Annotated in this window: 16 protein-coding genes; 7 read left to right on the plus strand and 9 right to left on the minus strand. The window is 71.5% G+C overall.

Annotation, left to right across the window (positions count from 1 at the left end; all coding sequences use genetic code 11):
* Positions 1-765: an SDR family oxidoreductase gene (locus tag ACZ47G_RS34470; protein ID WP_465749578.1), complete on the minus strand. Its 765-nt coding sequence runs from the start codon at positions 763-765 to the stop codon at positions 1-3.
* Positions 766-898: 133 nt separating this feature from the next.
* Between ACZ47G_RS34470 and ACZ47G_RS34475 the strand changes: the two genes are divergently transcribed.
* A complete protein-coding gene (locus ACZ47G_RS34475; protein ID WP_465749580.1) occupies positions 899-1,240 on the plus strand; it encodes a hypothetical protein in 342 nt (113 codons plus the stop codon).
* Between the two features lie 158 nt (positions 1,241-1,398).
* Here ACZ47G_RS34475 and ACZ47G_RS34480 read toward each other — a convergent pair whose 3' ends face one another.
* Positions 1,399-1,845 (minus strand): anthrone oxygenase family protein, encoded by a 447-nt coding sequence (locus ACZ47G_RS34480; protein WP_465749582.1) that lies wholly within the window; start codon positions 1,843-1,845, stop codon positions 1,399-1,401.
* Positions 1,846-1,936: 91 nt separating this feature from the next.
* Between ACZ47G_RS34480 and ACZ47G_RS34485 the strand changes: the two genes are divergently transcribed.
* Positions 1,937-2,515, plus strand: coding sequence for a TetR/AcrR family transcriptional regulator (locus ACZ47G_RS34485; RefSeq protein WP_465749584.1), 579 nt, complete (start codon positions 1,937-1,939; stop codon positions 2,513-2,515).
* 180 nt (positions 2,516-2,695) lie between these two features.
* On the opposite strand, the gene ACZ47G_RS34490 is transcribed toward ACZ47G_RS34485, so the two are convergent.
* Positions 2,696-3,556 carry an alpha/beta fold hydrolase gene (locus ACZ47G_RS34490; protein ID WP_465749586.1) on the minus strand — a complete coding sequence of 287 codons (861 nt, stop codon included), beginning with the start codon at positions 3,554-3,556 and terminating at the stop codon, positions 2,696-2,698.
* 4 nt (positions 3,557-3,560) lie between these two features.
* Entirely contained in the window at positions 3,561-4,202 is a 642-nt protein-coding gene (locus ACZ47G_RS34495; protein WP_465749588.1) for a dihydrofolate reductase family protein, read from the minus strand.
* 248 nt (positions 4,203-4,450) lie between these two features.
* Between ACZ47G_RS34495 and ACZ47G_RS34500 the strand changes: the two genes are divergently transcribed.
* A complete protein-coding gene (locus ACZ47G_RS34500; protein ID WP_465749590.1) occupies positions 4,451-5,107 on the plus strand; it encodes a hypothetical protein in 657 nt (218 codons plus the stop codon).
* Positions 5,108-5,235: 128 nt separating this feature from the next.
* Here the strand turns inward: ACZ47G_RS34500 and ACZ47G_RS34505 are convergent, their stop codons facing one another.
* Positions 5,236-5,583 (minus strand): hypothetical protein, encoded by a 348-nt coding sequence (locus tag ACZ47G_RS34505; RefSeq protein ID WP_465749592.1) that lies wholly within the window; start codon positions 5,581-5,583, stop codon positions 5,236-5,238.
* Positions 5,584-5,790: 207 nt separating this feature from the next.
* Here ACZ47G_RS34505 and ACZ47G_RS34510 point away from each other — a divergent pair, with 207 nt between their 5' ends.
* On the plus strand, positions 5,791-6,261 hold the full coding sequence (locus ACZ47G_RS34510) for a hypothetical protein (protein WP_465749594.1): 471 nt from the start codon (positions 5,791-5,793) through the stop codon (positions 6,259-6,261).
* A 58-nt stretch (positions 6,262-6,319) separates the two neighbouring features.
* On the opposite strand, the gene ACZ47G_RS34515 is transcribed toward ACZ47G_RS34510, so the two are convergent.
* Both ACZ47G_RS34515 and ACZ47G_RS34520 read right to left on the minus strand, forming a co-directional pair.
* Positions 6,320-6,886 (minus strand): hypothetical protein, encoded by a 567-nt coding sequence (locus tag ACZ47G_RS34515; RefSeq protein WP_465749596.1) that lies wholly within the window; start codon positions 6,884-6,886, stop codon positions 6,320-6,322.
* Between the two features lie 14 nt (positions 6,887-6,900).
* Entirely contained in the window at positions 6,901-7,314 is a 414-nt protein-coding gene (locus ACZ47G_RS34520; RefSeq protein ID WP_465749598.1) for an ATP-binding protein, read from the minus strand.
* 159 nt (positions 7,315-7,473) lie between these two features.
* Here ACZ47G_RS34520 and ACZ47G_RS34525 point away from each other — a divergent pair, with 159 nt between their 5' ends.
* On the plus strand, positions 7,474-8,421 hold the full coding sequence (locus ACZ47G_RS34525; RefSeq protein ID WP_465749600.1) for a helix-turn-helix domain-containing protein: 948 nt from the start codon (positions 7,474-7,476) through the stop codon (positions 8,419-8,421).
* The gene (locus tag ACZ47G_RS34530; RefSeq protein ID WP_465749602.1) at positions 8,384-8,515 is read left to right on the plus strand and encodes a DUF397 domain-containing protein; all 132 of its coding nucleotides are present in this window, start codon (positions 8,384-8,386) and stop codon (positions 8,513-8,515) included. Before ACZ47G_RS34525 ends, ACZ47G_RS34530 begins: the two co-directional genes overlap by 38 nt.
* Here ACZ47G_RS34530 and hrpB read toward each other — a convergent pair whose 3' ends face one another.
* Positions 8,516-11,026, minus strand: coding sequence for an ATP-dependent helicase HrpB (hrpB, locus tag ACZ47G_RS34535; protein ID WP_465749604.1), 2,511 nt, complete (start codon positions 11,024-11,026; stop codon positions 8,516-8,518).
* A gap of 4 nt (positions 11,027-11,030) precedes the next feature.
* Positions 11,031-11,936 carry a class I SAM-dependent methyltransferase gene (locus ACZ47G_RS34540; RefSeq protein ID WP_465749606.1) on the minus strand — a complete coding sequence of 302 codons (906 nt, stop codon included), beginning with the start codon at positions 11,934-11,936 and terminating at the stop codon, positions 11,031-11,033.
* Positions 11,937-12,352: 416 nt separating this feature from the next.
* Between ACZ47G_RS34540 and rpsA the strand changes: the two genes are divergently transcribed.
* Positions 12,353-13,843, plus strand: a complete 1,491-nt coding sequence (rpsA, locus tag ACZ47G_RS34545; RefSeq protein ID WP_153460312.1) for a 30S ribosomal protein S1 — start codon at positions 12,353-12,355, stop codon at positions 13,841-13,843.
* The last annotated feature ends 52 nt before the right edge of the window (positions 13,844-13,895 follow it).

The raw sequence follows: 13,895 nt of genomic DNA on the forward strand, positions 1-13,895 counted from the left end.
TCAGACCTGTTCGAAGTGGAACGACTTGATGAAGCAGTCGCGGGGCTGACCGACGGCGAAGAGGACGCAGTCCACGAGCGACTGCGCTGTGAGGGCGTCCTCGGCCCCGCGCGGTGTGGTCTCCCACTCCTCGCTGAGCGGGTCGGGGTTGTCGAAGTCGGGCGGGTAGAGGGAGATCACCCGAACTCCCTGCGGCCGCAGGCGCTTGGAGAGGATGTCGACGAACCCCGCCTGGGCGCTCTTGGCCGCGTAGAAGGCGTCGTGCGCCTCGGACCGGTGGTGCCCGGCGGTTCCGCAGGCGGAGACCATGGTCACCACGTCCGGCTTGTCCGAGTTGAGCAGGAGCGGGAGGAAGTTCTTCACGGTCAGGACGGTGCCGGTGGCGCCGGAGGCGATGGTGTCGATGACGTCGTCGTCGCCGGCGGACAGGAGGTCCGGGCCGGCGAGGTAGCGGGAGCCGTTGTTGATCAGTACGTCGATGTGGTCGGTGTGCCGGCCGACTTCGGCTGCGAAGTCGCGGATCGAGGCGGGGTCCGTCAGGTCGCAGGCGAAGGCGTGGACGCGCTGGTTCCCCCGGCCACGGATCTCGTCCCGGACCCGCTCGGCGGCGGCGGAGGTGCGGGCGGAGAGATAGACCTCGGCGCCGAGGTCCGCGAGCCGGATGGCCAGGGTGCGCCCGAAGTCGCGGCCGGCCGCGGTGATGACGACCCGGTGGTTGGCGAAACTCGGGTCGAGACCCGGGCCGGATCTCAGGTCGGATCTCATGTCGGAACTCCTGGTCGTGCGTCCGGACTTGGTGGGGCGATGCGGTGTCACATCCTCCCGGAGGGCGCCGGCCACCCCTTCACCGGGGGAGGTGGCGAAGATCCGGCCGGTGGTGGGCTGGAAGACTCGGCCCATGACGGCGAGCATCGTGGTGCAGTACACCGAACTCCTGCGGACCAGCTCCTTCGACCTCTGGGTCCGGCTGCGCGAGCTGCTGCGGGAGCAGGGGCTCGACCCTGACGAGACCGTCGTGGTGGACCTCCTGCAGGGCGGCCTCGACCACGAGGACGGCCGGGTCGTCTCCGCCGAGGGCAGGGTCTACACCTTCACCCTCTGGTACGACCAGACGGTGGAGGGCAGTGCCCTCGATGCGCGCCTGGAAAGGTGGACCGACATCACGGACTCCTGGCGGACCGGTGCACTGGCGCGGCGGACGGAGGACGCCTTCAGCTGGATGTCCCAGCAGTCGGCCTGAGGCTTCCGGCTGCGGCTGAGCGCCGGAAATGCCGCACGGGAAGTCGGCGGGGCCGACTTCCCGTGCGAGTGGGGCGTCTTCGGGTGTCCTGGAGCGTCTTGGGACGGCGCGGGCCGGGTCGAAGGGGGTGGCCACGAGTGCGCTGTCGGCCCGCGGGCTCAGACGAGGGCGGCGGCGAGCAGGGCGAAGGCGGCGATGATGACGGCGACGCGGGCGTAGTGGTAGCGGTCCCAGCGCTCCGACTGCTCCTTCCAGTCCGCGGGCCGGTTCTCCGGGGTCCAGGTCTTGCTCCGGTTGTTGATCGGGACGAGCAGCAGGACCGACATGAGCACGCTGACGATCAGCAGCCCGGCGGCGGTGAGGACGAGGCCGGTGCCGTGCTGGTGCCAGCCGGCGACGGCCCAGACCGCGGCGAGGACGAGCGAGCCGATGTACCAGAACGGCATCAGGGCGCCGAGCATCCGGCCCCCGTGGGCGCGGCCGAGTTGGCCGCTGTCCTCGGGGAGTGCGTTGAAGATCCGGTTGATGATGAAGGCGACGGAGAACTCCACCCCCACCATCACTCCGACGACCACGACGGTGACGACCTTGAGTGCGTCGAGCATGATGACCCCTCCAAGAATCTAGCGCTGCTAGCTGGTGAGGCAATGCTAGTCCTGCTGCCGCTCGAATGTCTAGCAGTGCTAGAATCGAGTCATGTCGGTACAGGAACGAAAGCAGCGCGAACGGGCCGAGCGGGAACGCCTCATCGTGGCGACGGCCCGCGAACTCGCCGAGCAGCAGGGCTGGGACGCGGTCACCACCCGCCGGCTCGCCGAGCGCATCGAGTACAGCCAGCCCGTCCTCTACAGCCACTTCCGCGGCAAGCGCGAGATCATCGGCGCCGTCGCCCTCGAAGGCGCCACCGAGATGGCCGCGGCACTGCGGGCCGCGACCTCCGCCGCGGACGGCCCGCGCGCCCGGGTCACCGCCCTCGCCCGCGCCTACCTCGACTTCGCCGCCCGCAACCCGGCGGTCTACGACGCCCTGTTCCAGCTCGACGGCGGCCTGGACTTCGCGCAGGAGTCCACCCCCGAGCCGCTGAAGGACGCCTTCGCCGCCCTGCTGGAAAGCCTCGGCGAGGTCGCCGGGGAGGGCGTCCACCCGGGGGTGTTCACCGAGATGTTCTGGGCCTCCCTGCACGGACTGGCCACCCTGACCCGGGCGGGACGGCTCCCGTCGGAGTACGCCGAGCAGCGGGTGGGGCTGCTGGTGGACCGGCTCGCCGTGGTCTGACGCACCGCCGCTGGTTGCGAATGGTGCTGCACAGAAAGTCGGGAAGGCCGACTTCCTGTGCAGCACCATGGCGCCTGAACGGGTGCGCCTCGCCGTGTGCGCCTCACGTGCGCGCCTCACGTGCGCGCCTCACGTGCGCGCCTCACGTGCGCGCCTCACGTGCGCGCCTCACGTGCGCGCCTACCTGGCCCCGGCCCCCGGCCCGAGGGAGAGCATCGCCCCGGCGACCTCGCCGACCGCCGCGGCGGCGATCGCGGTGGCGGCCCCGTCGAGGACCAGCAGCCGTGCCCCGGGGACCTCGCGCGCGATGGCCTCGGCGTTGCCGACCGGGAAGAACCGGTCGTGGCGGCCGTGGACGACGAGCGTGGGGACGTCGATCCCGGGCAGGCGCTCGCGCCAGCGGGGCCGGCAGTCCAGCCGGGAGAACACCAGGCCCAGCTGGTTGGCCAGTTGGACCGGCGGCGCGACACCGGGCGTACGGTCCCAGATGCGCGCGGCCAGTGCGCGCGCGGCGGCCGGGTCGTCGCCGCGGATCTCCGCGCCGACCGCGGCGAACTCCATGACCGCTCCGCGGTCGCCCCAGTCGGGCATCGGGCGCGCGAACAGCCGGCCCATCGTCGCCCGGTCGTGGTCGGGGAGGTCGTCGTCGGGCGGGCCCGGGGCGACCGGGCGGGTGCCGACCAGGGTGAGCGCCGCGAACGCCCCCGGACGGTCGAGCACGGCCACCTGGGCGACCATCCCACCGACGCCGATCCCCGCCAGGTGCGCGGGCGCCCCGCCGAGCACGTCGACCAGGGCCGCCGCGTCGGCGGCGAGGTCGCGCAGGGTGTAGTCGGGCGCCTCCGGATCCTTCGTCGTCGACTCCCCGCTGTCGCGCAGGTCGTAGCGCACCACCCGGCGCCCGCCGGCGGCGAGGCGCTCGCACAGCGCGTCGGGCCAGGAGAGCATCGTCGGCCCGCCCGCGAGCAGGACGAGCGGCGCGTCGTCGGCACCGAACGACTCGATGCCGAGGGCGACCCCGTTGGCGTGGACGGTGGTCATCGGATCACCGGGCGCCGTCGGACCCGAGGCCGCGGTCGGGCAGGCTCATGTCGCCCGTCCTCGGCGTGCCCTCGGCGAGCCCGTACCGCAGGTACACGGTGCCCTGCGGACCGGCCACCGGCGGCGCGAGGAGCGTGAGGTTCGAGGGCACCGCGCCGCCGTCGAAGACCTTCTTCCCGACGCCGAGCACGATCGGGTGCACCCAGAGGTCGAGCCGGTCGAAGAGCTTCTCCCGCAGCAGGGACTGCACCAGGTTCAGGCTCCCGACGACCCTCACCTGCTCGTGCCGCTCGCGCAGCTCGCGCACCGCACCGGCGAGGTCCGGGCCGAGCTGGGTGGACCCGGCCCACGGGAGCTCGGGCGTGCCGTGGGAGGCCACGTACTTCGGGACGCGGTTGAAGAGCTCGGCGATCTCGCCCTCCTTCTGCTCCGGCCAGTAGGAGGCGAAGAGGTCGTAGGTGCGCCGGCCGAGCAGCAGCGCGTCCGTGCCCTCGTACGCGGCGAGGATCTGCGCCCCGGTGGCCTCGCTCATGAGGGGCGCCTGCCAGCCGCCGAACGGGAACCCCTCAGGGTCCTCGTCGGGGCCGCCGGGCGCCTGCCCGACGAGGTCGAGGGTCGCGAACAGTTCGATCTGGATGAGGCCCATGTCTGTGCTCCCGATGAGTCGGTCGTCCGGTCGTGTCCCGGTCGTTCCGGGTGTTCCGGGTGTTCCGGTCGAGATGTAGACCGGTCCGGGCCGGAAAACTCATCGCCACGCCGACATCCGGTTTTCGGCGGGGTGTGCCTCGCGCGGGGCGGCGGCCGCCGGGCGGCTGCGGATCGACCCGTCGAGCCGGTCCTGGATCCTTGGAAGCTGGACGGGGTAGCCCTCTTTCCTCGCGGTACGGTGCTGCCATGTCTCCATCAGTCGAAACGGGATCAGCGTTGTCTCCCGTCACCGCGGACGACGTCGACCTTGCCGTGCGGCTCGCGGTGGGCATCCTTGCGGACGCACCCGCAGAGGGGTGGGGCGGTAAGGCCGGTTCGCTGGACTGGGACTGCTGGGAGACCGTCGAGCACCTCGCCAACGACCTGTTGTACTACGCCGTGCAGCTGGGACCGCAGAGCCCGCCGCTGGACACCCATGTGCCCTTCGCGTTGCACCGGAAGAGGCCGGACGGACCCGCGTACTTCCTCTTCGCGGAGCGTGACGCGGGTCCGGTCGGCCTGGTGCAGGTGCTGGAGGCGTGCGGCGCGCTGCTGGTCGCCATGGTGCGTACGACGCCGCCCCGGGTCCGAGCCCACCACGCCGCCGGGGTGTCGGATCCTGAAGGCTTTGCGGCGATGGGGGTGGTAGAGACGCTGGTACACATGCACGATGTGGCGGAAGGCTTCGGGCTTGCCTGGACCCCGCCCTCCGCTCTCTGCTCGCGGGTGCTCGCCCGTCTGTTTCCTGAGGCTCCGGGCGGCGCGGATCCCTGGCTCACCCTGTTGTGGGCCACCGGCCGCGCCGAACTGCCGGGGCACCCTCGTCTCACCACGTGGCACTGGCACAGCACACCGCGGTCATAGGAGGGGATGGCAGTCACAGTCGGGCATCCGCGCGCCGGCCAGATCAAGATCAAGCAACCTCGCCAGAAGCGGTAACCGGGTTGGTGCCGCACCGGAAGTCGGCGGGGCCGACTTCCCGTGCCTGGTGGTCAGGGGGCGGAGTCGATTCGGACGGAGCCGATCGAGGCCGGGGGGTTGAAGAACATGGGGCTCTGGCCCTGCCGGATGACGTTGCCGGTGCAGTTGCGGGACTGGAAGACGGTCATGCTGCCGCTGCCCGCCCGGCTTCCCACCGCGATGCTGTGGATGTGGGTGGTCAGCGAGGGGTTGACGCACTGCCCGACGGTGACCTGCCGGGAGCTGACGGTGGTGCCGTCGTCGATCTGCAGCGACGGCACGGCGGCGGAGGCCGTGGTGGCGGTCGCGAGGACGGCCGCCAGGGCGAGTGATGCAAGGGTGCTGCCGGTGCGGACGAGCCGGGACGGGGAGGTGCGCATGGGTGTCCTTCCTCCGGTAGGGCACACGGGCCCGCGGAGGGGCCCGGCGCCACTCTGCCCGACTGCGCGCGGAGCTGCCCGGAAACCGGCCGAGCAATCCCCCGAAAGGGTATCCGGCGCAACGGAGTTGAGGTGCTGCGTAGGAAGTCGGACGGGCCGACTTCCGGTGCTCTTCTGCGGGGCGGGGGGGTCGATAGGTTCTGGGGGGTGATTACTCAGATCGTCACGCTGGCAGGCGTCCTGTTGGGCGCGCTCACCTCCTTCATGGCCACCGGGTGGGCCGAGCGGACCAAGCACCGACGCCTCATGGTCACGCGGTGGGACGAGCGGAAGCTCGACACCTATGTGCAGTACGCGACCTCCGTCAAGGAGATCGCCACGGTCGCCAAGCGGGCCTTGGACGCCGAGGAGGGGTCGACGGCGAGGGCTGAGCTGCTGGCCACGATGGAGCGGGCCGAGATCCAGCGGTCGGCGCTCTTCGAAACGCTCGTCCTGCTGGCGAGCCCCGGTGCGGTGGAGGCGGCGAAGGCGGTCAACGCCGCGCTGTGGGAGTCCGAGATCGCAGCCCGCGAGTACGCCGGGGAGTCGAACGGCCCGGTTCTGGTGGAGTTGCTCAACGCCTACCACGCGCAGGCGCGGCTCGACCTCGGCGTGGGCGGCCCGTCCTACGGCCGATGAGCCCTGGCTGCGTAGCGGCGGGTGGGCACAGGAAGTCGGACGGGCCGACTTCCTGTGTTCAGGGGCGGGTTGCGGGGGTGGCTCGGGTGCGGCAGTGGGTGAGGGCGGGCTTGAGGCGGGGGTCGGGGGTGGGGAGGGTGAGGAGGAGCTCGCCGGCGGTGACGAGGGTGGGCCAGTACCGGGCCGGGTCGCCGGTGGTGGGGAGCGGTTGGGCGGCGGCGAGGGAGAGGTAGGCGGCGGTGAGGTTGCCGGTGGTGAACCAGCGCCCCAGGCCGTGCTGGTGACCGGCGCGGATGCCGCCCATGGCGTCGATGGCGGTGAGGAAGAGGTCGATGACGGCCAGGTCGGTGGCGGTCAGGGTCTTGGGGATGTCGAACACCCCGAGGGCTTCGAGGAGTTCGCCGGTGTCGGCTTCGGCGCCCGGACGGGGGCCGGCGAGGAGGGCGTCGTAGCAGTCGTTGAGTCGGCGGGCGGCCTCGGCGAGGGGGATGTCGAGGGCGAGGCAGACGGCGCGGGCGGCGGGCAGGGGCTGGTGGCCGTGGCGGGCGAGCACCGCGTAGGTCTCGGCCGGGGTGTGGCCTCGGTCGAGGGTGCGGCGGGCGAGGGTGCGGAGGGGAGGCTGCATCGGGGTGCGGGCTTTCAGGCGAGGGCGGGGGCGGGGGTGACGAGGGCCCAGACGAACTTGCCGATGCCGCCGGCCCGGGGGCAGCAGCCCCAGCGTTCGGCGAGTTCGTTGACGAGGAAGAGGCCTCGGCCGTGTTCGTCGGTGGTGGTGGGCGTGCGGAGGTTGGGGCGTCCGCCACCGGCGTCGTGGACTTCGAGCCGGAGGAGGTTGTTGGTGCAGGCGAAGCGGATTTCGATGAGGCGGTCGGTGGGGGCGTCGCTGTGCTGGACGGCGTTGGCGAAGAGTTCGCCGAGGAGGAGTTCGGCGATGTCGCGGTAGCGGTCGCCGGCGGGGAGTGCGGCGAGGTAGGCGCGGAGCAAGTGCCGTGCGAGGGGGGTGGATTCGATACAGGAGTCGAGCCGGGCGGCGAACGCGCGGGGGGAGAGCATGGCGGTACCTCGGAGGGGGCGGAATGGGGAGCGCGGAGGTAGTGCGCAATCACGCTGTGCACGCGAATGATTGCGTTCCGGTGTCAATCATCGGGGTTGCGGAGGTACGGTGACGCCAAATGGGCGTGCGGTACGCGCGGTGCACAACTGGGGGCAGTCATGGCACAGGGAAAGACCAGGCGGGGGGCGACCGTCAGCTCCGCGATCATGTTCGGCGAGGAGATCCGCTTCGCCCGGGATTCGGCGGGCTACAGCCAGGAAGACGTGGGCAAGCTCCTCCACTGCGATCGGACTGTGGTTTCGCGGACCGAGAGTGGGAAGAGAAGGCCGCCGATCGAGGAGGTCGAGGAGCTCGACCGCCTGTACGGTACGGGCGACTTGCTGAAGCGGTTGTACGGGCGGGTCGACTGGAATGCGTCGGTCGAGTATCCGGACTGGTTCTGGAGGCACGTGGACCTGGAGGCTGCCGCCAGTGCGGTGCGTACCTACCAGCAAGGCGTGGTGGCAGGTCTGTTGCAGTGTCGGCAATACGCGCGAGCACTATTCTCCAGTGGCGATGCGGCCGGCAATCCGGAGGAGATCGAAGGGTTGCTCAAAACCCGACTCGGTCGACAGAGCCGCTTTCTGGCACCCGATGGGCCACTGCTGATCGTTGTACTCGATGAGAGCGCCATCCGTACGGTCATCGGCGGGCCTGACGTGATGAGCGTCCAGATGGAGCACCTGTTGAGGGTGGCGCAGCTCCCGAACATCGTCATTCAGGTGGCGCCGTTCTCGAATCGGCGGTTCACCATCAACACGACTATGGTGTTGCTGGAGCTGCCGGATGGGCAGAACTTGGTCTACTCGGAGGCCCTCGATCGTGGGGATCTCATCGAGGATCCTGTCAGGGTGGCCAGGCATCACCATCGTTTCGACCAGCTCCGTGGTGAGTGCCTGTCAGAGAGCGACTCGCTTCGGCTGATCGCCGAGGCGCTGGAGGGGTTCAGGGATGATGAGCAACGAGCTCGCCAAGGCCGTGTGGCGAAAGAGCAGCTACAGCGGCAGCAACGCCGACAACTGCATCGAGGTGGCCCCCGGATTCCCCGGCCTCGTCCCCGTACGTGACTCCAAGGACCCCCGTGGCCCGGTCCTCGTCTTCCCGGCCTCGGCCTGGACGTCCTTCCTCTCGTCCGTCCAGGCCGGTGACTTTCCGGAGTAGCTATTTCCGGGAGTTGAGGCGACGGGTGGGCTCTGCCGTCGTCGGGTCCTCGGGCCACGGGTGGCGGGGGTAGCGACCTCTCAACTCGGCGCGGACGGCTCGGTAGCCGTCGCGCCAGAAGCTCTCCAGGTCGCCGGTGACGGCGGCGGGGCGGCCTGCGGGCGACAGTAGGTGGATGGTCAGCGGGACACGGCCGCCGGCCAGCGCGGGCGCCGCCGTCCAGCCGAAGAGTTCTTGCAACTTCACCGCCAGCACCGGGCGTTCACTCGCGTAGTCGACTCGTATCTTCGAGCCGGACGGAACGGTGATGCGCTCGGGGGCCAACTCGTCCAGTCTGCCCGCCTCGCCGGTGGCCCACGGCAGCAGGCGTTGCAGCGCCGACGTGGTGTCGATCCTCGCCAGGTCGGCGCGGCGGCGGGCGCGGGACAACTCGGGCTCCAGCCACTCCTCGGCACGCTCCAGCAACGCTTCGTCGGAGACGTCGGGCCACGGCTCGCCGATCGCGCCATGGAGGAACGCGAGGCGTTCGCGCAGGCCCGAGGGGAACGTCAGCAACGTACTGACGCCTTCGCGGGCGAGGCCTTCCAGCAGCGCGCCCCGGACCAGCGCCGGGTCGGGGCGGTTGAGCGGCTTCTCGGCGAGTTCGATGGCGCCGAGGGACTCCACCCGGCGGGCGGTGACCTCGTCGCGGCGGGTGTCCCAGTGGACTTCCTCGCGGCTTGCGAGAAGGGGTGCTCCCGCCAGCCGGGCCGTGGACTCATCCAGGGCCGCGGCGTGCAGGATCCGGGCCGAGTGCGACCCCGCCGGGCGGTCGGCGACCGCGACGGCGAGCCACGGCAGGGCGCCGAGCCGGGTGTCCGGGGCGAGTTCGGCGGCCGTGCCGGAGGACATCAGGTACGGGCTGCGCTCCCCGGGGGCGGGCCGCTCCACCCTCGCCCGGGCGATGCGCTCCGGGAAGGCGAGGGCGACGACCAGCCCGGCGGCCGTGGCGTCGGACAGCTGGGTGGCGGGTTCGTCGGAGGTGCCGCGCCGCAACCGGCGGACTTCGTCGCGCCAGCGCCCCGCGTACGGGTCCCGGGAGTCCTTCACCGTCCGCCAGACCGCACCGAGGTCGTCCCCGAGGGCGCGCGGCGGCTCCTCGGAGAGCAGCGCGACGACCTCGGCCGCTCGCCGCGCGCCGACCGCCGCCGCGCCGTCGACCAGGGCCCGGCCCAGCCGGGGGTGCAGCCCGGTGCGGGCGAGCCGGACCCCGCGCTGCGTCGCCCGACCGTCCGCATCCACCGCACCCAGCGCCTGGAGCGTCTGCCGGGCGGCGGCCATCGCCCCGGAGGGCGGGGCGTCGGGCAGGGCGAGCCCGGTGGCGTCCGGGTCGCCCCAGCAGGCGGCCTGGAGGGCGAACGAGGTGAGGTCGGCGAGGGCGATCTCGGGCGTCGGGAACCGGGCCGCGCGCGCGTCCTCGGCCTCGTGCCAGCAGCGGTACACCGCGCCGGGGGCCTCGCGCCCGGCACGCCCCGCGCGCTGCCGGGCGGCGGCGAGCGAGGCCCGTACGGTGACCAGCCCGGCCAGTCCCCGGGCGTGGTCGGTGCGCGGTTCGCGGGCGAGCCCGGCGTCGACCACGATCCGTACCCCGGGCACGGTGAGGGAGGACTCGGCGACGGCGGTGGAGAGGACCACCCGCCGCGCCGTGGACGGCGTGAGGGCGGCGTCCTGCACCGTCTGCGGGGCGCGCCCGTGCAGTTGCAGCACCTCGGCGCCGACCCCCGCCAACTGTCCGGCCACCCGGGAGATCTCGCCGACGCCGGGCAGGAAGCAGAGCACGTCCCCGTCCCGCTCGCCCAGCGCCCGCCGGATGACGGAAGCGACGTGGTCGAGCAGCGCCGGGTCGACCCGCGTCCCGTGCGCGGGCCGGACGGCGCGCGGCGGCGGCGCCCAGACCACGTCCACCGGGTGGGACGTCCCGTGCGCCGCCACCACCGGTGCGCCGCCGAGGAGTTCGGCCCAGGCCGCGGTGTCGGAGGTGGCCGAGGCGCAGACCAGCCGCAGTTCGGGCCGCAGCGCCGCCCGGACGTCCAGCAGGAAGGCGAGGGCGGTGTCGGCGTCCAGGTGCCGTTCGTGGCACTCGTCCAGGACGACCACGTCGACGCCGGGCAACTCCTGGTCGCGCTGGAGCCGTTGCAGCAGCACCCCGGTGGTGACCACCTCGACGACGGTCTGCGGCCCGACGTGACGCTCTCCGCGCACGGTGTACCCGACCTCGCGGCCCACCGACGAGCCGAGCAGCCAGGCCATCCGCCGGGCGGCGGCCCGGACGGCGAGCCGCCGGGGCTCGGCGACCAGCACCCGCCGTACCGGCCGGCCGTCAGCGAGCAGCCCGGCGAGCGCGAGCGGCACCAGCGTCGTCTTGCCGGTCCCGGGCGGGGCGGCCAGGACGGCCGTGCCGACCCCGTCCAGGGCCTCGTGCAGCGCGGGCAGGGCGGTGCGGACGGGCAGTTCGCGCCACGACGGATGCAAGGCGTCAGCCCCGCTCGGCGACGAAGATCGCGGTGCCGGGGATCAGCCGCCCGCGCAGCGGGGACCAGCCGCCCCACTCCTGCTCCAGCCCGGCCGGCCACTCGGGCTCGACCAGGTCGACCAACCGGAAGCCGGCGGCGACGAGTTCGCGGACCCGGTCGCCCACGGTGCGGTGGTGCTCGACGTAGGTGGCGTGGCCGTTCTCGTCCTGCTCGACGTACGGGGTGCGGTCGAAGTACGAGGACATCGCGGTGAGGCCCTCGACGCCGGGCTCGTCGGGGAAGGCCCAGCGGATCGGGTGGGTGACCGAGAACACCCAGCGCCCGCCCGGCCGCAGCACCCGGTGCACCTCGCGCATCAGCCGCTCGGTGTCGGCGCTGAACGGGACGGCGCCGTAGGCGGAGCAGGCGAGGTCGAAGGAGCCGTCGGCGAAGGGCAGGACGGCGGCGTCGGCCTGGACCACCGCGACGGGCTCGACGCCCCGGCCGAGGTCGATCCGGCGGGAGTGCTGGAGCTGGCGGTAGGAGATGTCCAGGGCGACCGGGCGGGCGCCCTGGGCGGCGAGCCAGCGGGAGCACTGGGCGGCGCCGGCGCCGATCTCCAGCACGTCCTTGCCCGCGACCTCGCCGAGGAGGTGGGCGTCGGCCTCGTCCAGGCCCTCGGGGCACCAGGTGAAGCGGTCGTCGCCGAGGAACTCGCCGTGCTCGTCCTGGTACTCGTCGGCGTTGCGGTCCCACCAGTGCCGGCTGGCCCGGCTGCTCTCCCCGACGCCGGCCTCGCGCCGTACCGCGTCGTCGCCGTCCTCCTCCTCGGACTCCTCGACCTCCTCGAACTCACCGGTCCCTGCCGGGGAGGTGTCAAGATCGTGAAGGGAGGACTGGGGGGTGGTGGCCACGGTGACAATGCCCATCGCGTAGGGTATGGAACTGCGGAAGCGCCGCTGCCGCGAACCGACTCGTTCAGGGTCGGGTCCTGGCGGTGGCATCCGGGGAGAAGGGCCCCTGCGAGCGCCACCGCGAGGTGCGCAATCGGAGGATATGGCCTGATCCGTACCGGGCTCCACCGTCTTGCCTCTTCTGGCGTTGACCGTGCCTGGCCGTCCCCGTATGCTACAAGTTGCGCTGCGGGCCTGCGCGCCTCGGACGGAGCAGGTCGCGCTCGCATCTGTCGAAGACCCCACGGTCGCAAGACGGACGCCGGATTCCTCGTTTTCGACGGGATCCCGGTGCGCCGTGTTCTTGGCTGTCCGGCTTTCGGTGGGAGCGATACGGGCCCTCCGCGTGGCATTACCTACGACTTCATGTCCGTACCGGAGCCCTTTTCCTAATGACGAGCCCCACCGACTCCTCCCTCAGCACCACCCCGCAGGTCGCGGTCAACGACATCGGCGACGCGGAGGCCTTCCTCGCCGCCATCGACGAGACCATCAAGTACTTCAACGATGGCGACATCGTCGAGGGCGTCATCGTGAAGGTCGACCGTGACGAGGTCCTCCTCGACATCGGTTACAAGACCGAGGGCGTCATCCCGTCCCGCGAGCTCTCGATCAAGCACGACGTTGACCCGCACGAGGTCGTCGCCGTCGGTGACAACATCGAGGCCCTGGTTCTCCAGAAGGAGGACAAGGAGGGTCGTCTCATCCTGTCCAAGAAGCGCGCTCAGTACGAGCGTGCCTGGGGCACGATCGAGAAGATCAAGGAAGAGGACGGCATCGTCACCGGTACCGTCATCGAGGTCGTCAAGGGTGGTCTCATCCTCGACATCGGCCTCCGTGGCTTCCTGCCGGCCTCGCTGGTCGAGATGCGCCGCGTCCGCGACCTCCAGCCCTACGTGGGCAAGGAGCTCGAGGCCAAGATCATCGAGCTGGACAAGAACCGCAACAACGTGGTCCTGTCCCGCCGTGCCTGGCTGGAGCAGACCCAGAGCGAGGTCCGCCAGACCTTCCTCACCACCCTCCAGAAGGGTCAGGTGCGCTCCGGCGTCGTCTCCTCGATCGTCAACTTCGGTGCCTTCGTGGACCTGGGTGGCGTCGACGGCCTGGTGCACGTCTCCGAGCTGTCCTGGAAGCACATCGACCACCCGTCCGAGGTTGTCGAGGTCGGCCAGGAGGTCACCGTCGAGGTTCTCGACGTTGACATGGACCGCGAGCGCGTCTCCCTGTCGCTGAAGGCGACCCAGGAGGACCCGTGGCAGCAGTTCGCCCGTACCCACCAGATCGGCCAGGTCGTTCCGGGTAAGGTCACCAAGCTGGTTCCGTTCGGTGCGTTCGTCCGCGTGGACGAGGGCATCGAGGGTCTGGTCCACATCTCCGAGCTGGCCGAGCGCCACGTCGAGATCCCGGAGCAGGTCGTCCAGGTCGGCGACGAGATCTTCGTCAAGGTCATCGACATCGACCTCGAGCGTCGCCGCATCAGCCTGTCGCTGAAGCAGGCCAACGAGGCCCTGGGTGCCAACCCGGCCGAGGTCGAGTTCGACCCGACCCTGTACGGCATGGCCGCCTCGTACGACGACCAGGGCAACTACATCTACCCGGAGGGCTTCGACCCCGAGGCGAACGACTGGCTGCCCGGCTTCGAGAAGCAGCGTGAGGAGTGGGAGCGCCAGTACGCCGAGGCGCAGTCCCGCTTCGAGCAGCACCAGGCCCAGGTCATCAAGAGCCGCGAGGCCGACGCCGAGGCCGCTGCCGAGGGTGGCGACGCCGTCGCCGCCGCTGCCGGTGGCTCCTACTCGTCCAGCAGCGACGAGGGCTCGGGCGCCCTGGCCTCCGACGAGGCCCTGGCCGCCCTGCGCGAGAAGCTGGCCGGTGGCCAGAGCTGAGGCTCTCGCCCCCCGCTAGCTGACAGCTAGGGAACGGGCCCCACCCGGATTC

The sequence above is a fragment of the Kitasatospora sp. NPDC030952 genome, assembly GCF_055571335.1.

Excerpts from the sequence above, each read along its gene's own strand:
- ACZ47G_RS34470 (WP_465749578.1), bottom strand. The coding sequence starts at position 765 with ATGAGATCCGACCTGAGATCCGGCCCGGGTCTCGACCCGAGTTTCGCC.
- ACZ47G_RS34475 (WP_465749580.1), top strand. The coding sequence starts at position 899 with ATGACGGCGAGCATCGTGGTGCAGTACACCGAACTCCTGCGGACCAGC.
- ACZ47G_RS34480 (WP_465749582.1), bottom strand. The coding sequence starts at position 1,845 with ATGCTCGACGCACTCAAGGTCGTCACCGTCGTGGTCGTCGGAGTGATG.
- ACZ47G_RS34485 (WP_465749584.1), top strand. The coding sequence starts at position 1,937 with ATGTCGGTACAGGAACGAAAGCAGCGCGAACGGGCCGAGCGGGAACGC.
- ACZ47G_RS34490 (WP_465749586.1), bottom strand. The coding sequence starts at position 3,556 with ATGACCACCGTCCACGCCAACGGGGTCGCCCTCGGCATCGAGTCGTTC.
- ACZ47G_RS34495 (WP_465749588.1), bottom strand. The coding sequence starts at position 4,202 with ATGGGCCTCATCCAGATCGAACTGTTCGCGACCCTCGACCTCGTCGGG.
- ACZ47G_RS34500 (WP_465749590.1), top strand. The coding sequence starts at position 4,451 with ATGTCTCCATCAGTCGAAACGGGATCAGCGTTGTCTCCCGTCACCGCG.
- ACZ47G_RS34505 (WP_465749592.1), bottom strand. The coding sequence starts at position 5,583 with ATGCGCACCTCCCCGTCCCGGCTCGTCCGCACCGGCAGCACCCTTGCA.
- ACZ47G_RS34515 (WP_465749596.1), bottom strand. The coding sequence starts at position 6,886 with ATGCAGCCTCCCCTCCGCACCCTCGCCCGCCGCACCCTCGACCGAGGC.
- ACZ47G_RS34520 (WP_465749598.1), bottom strand. The coding sequence starts at position 7,314 with ATGCTCTCCCCCCGCGCGTTCGCCGCCCGGCTCGACTCCTGTATCGAA.
- ACZ47G_RS34525 (WP_465749600.1), top strand. The coding sequence starts at position 7,474 with ATGGCACAGGGAAAGACCAGGCGGGGGGCGACCGTCAGCTCCGCGATC.
- ACZ47G_RS34540 (WP_465749606.1), bottom strand. The coding sequence starts at position 11,936 with ATGGGCATTGTCACCGTGGCCACCACCCCCCAGTCCTCCCTTCACGAT.
- rpsA (WP_153460312.1), top strand. The coding sequence starts at position 12,353 with ATGACGAGCCCCACCGACTCCTCCCTCAGCACCACCCCGCAGGTCGCG.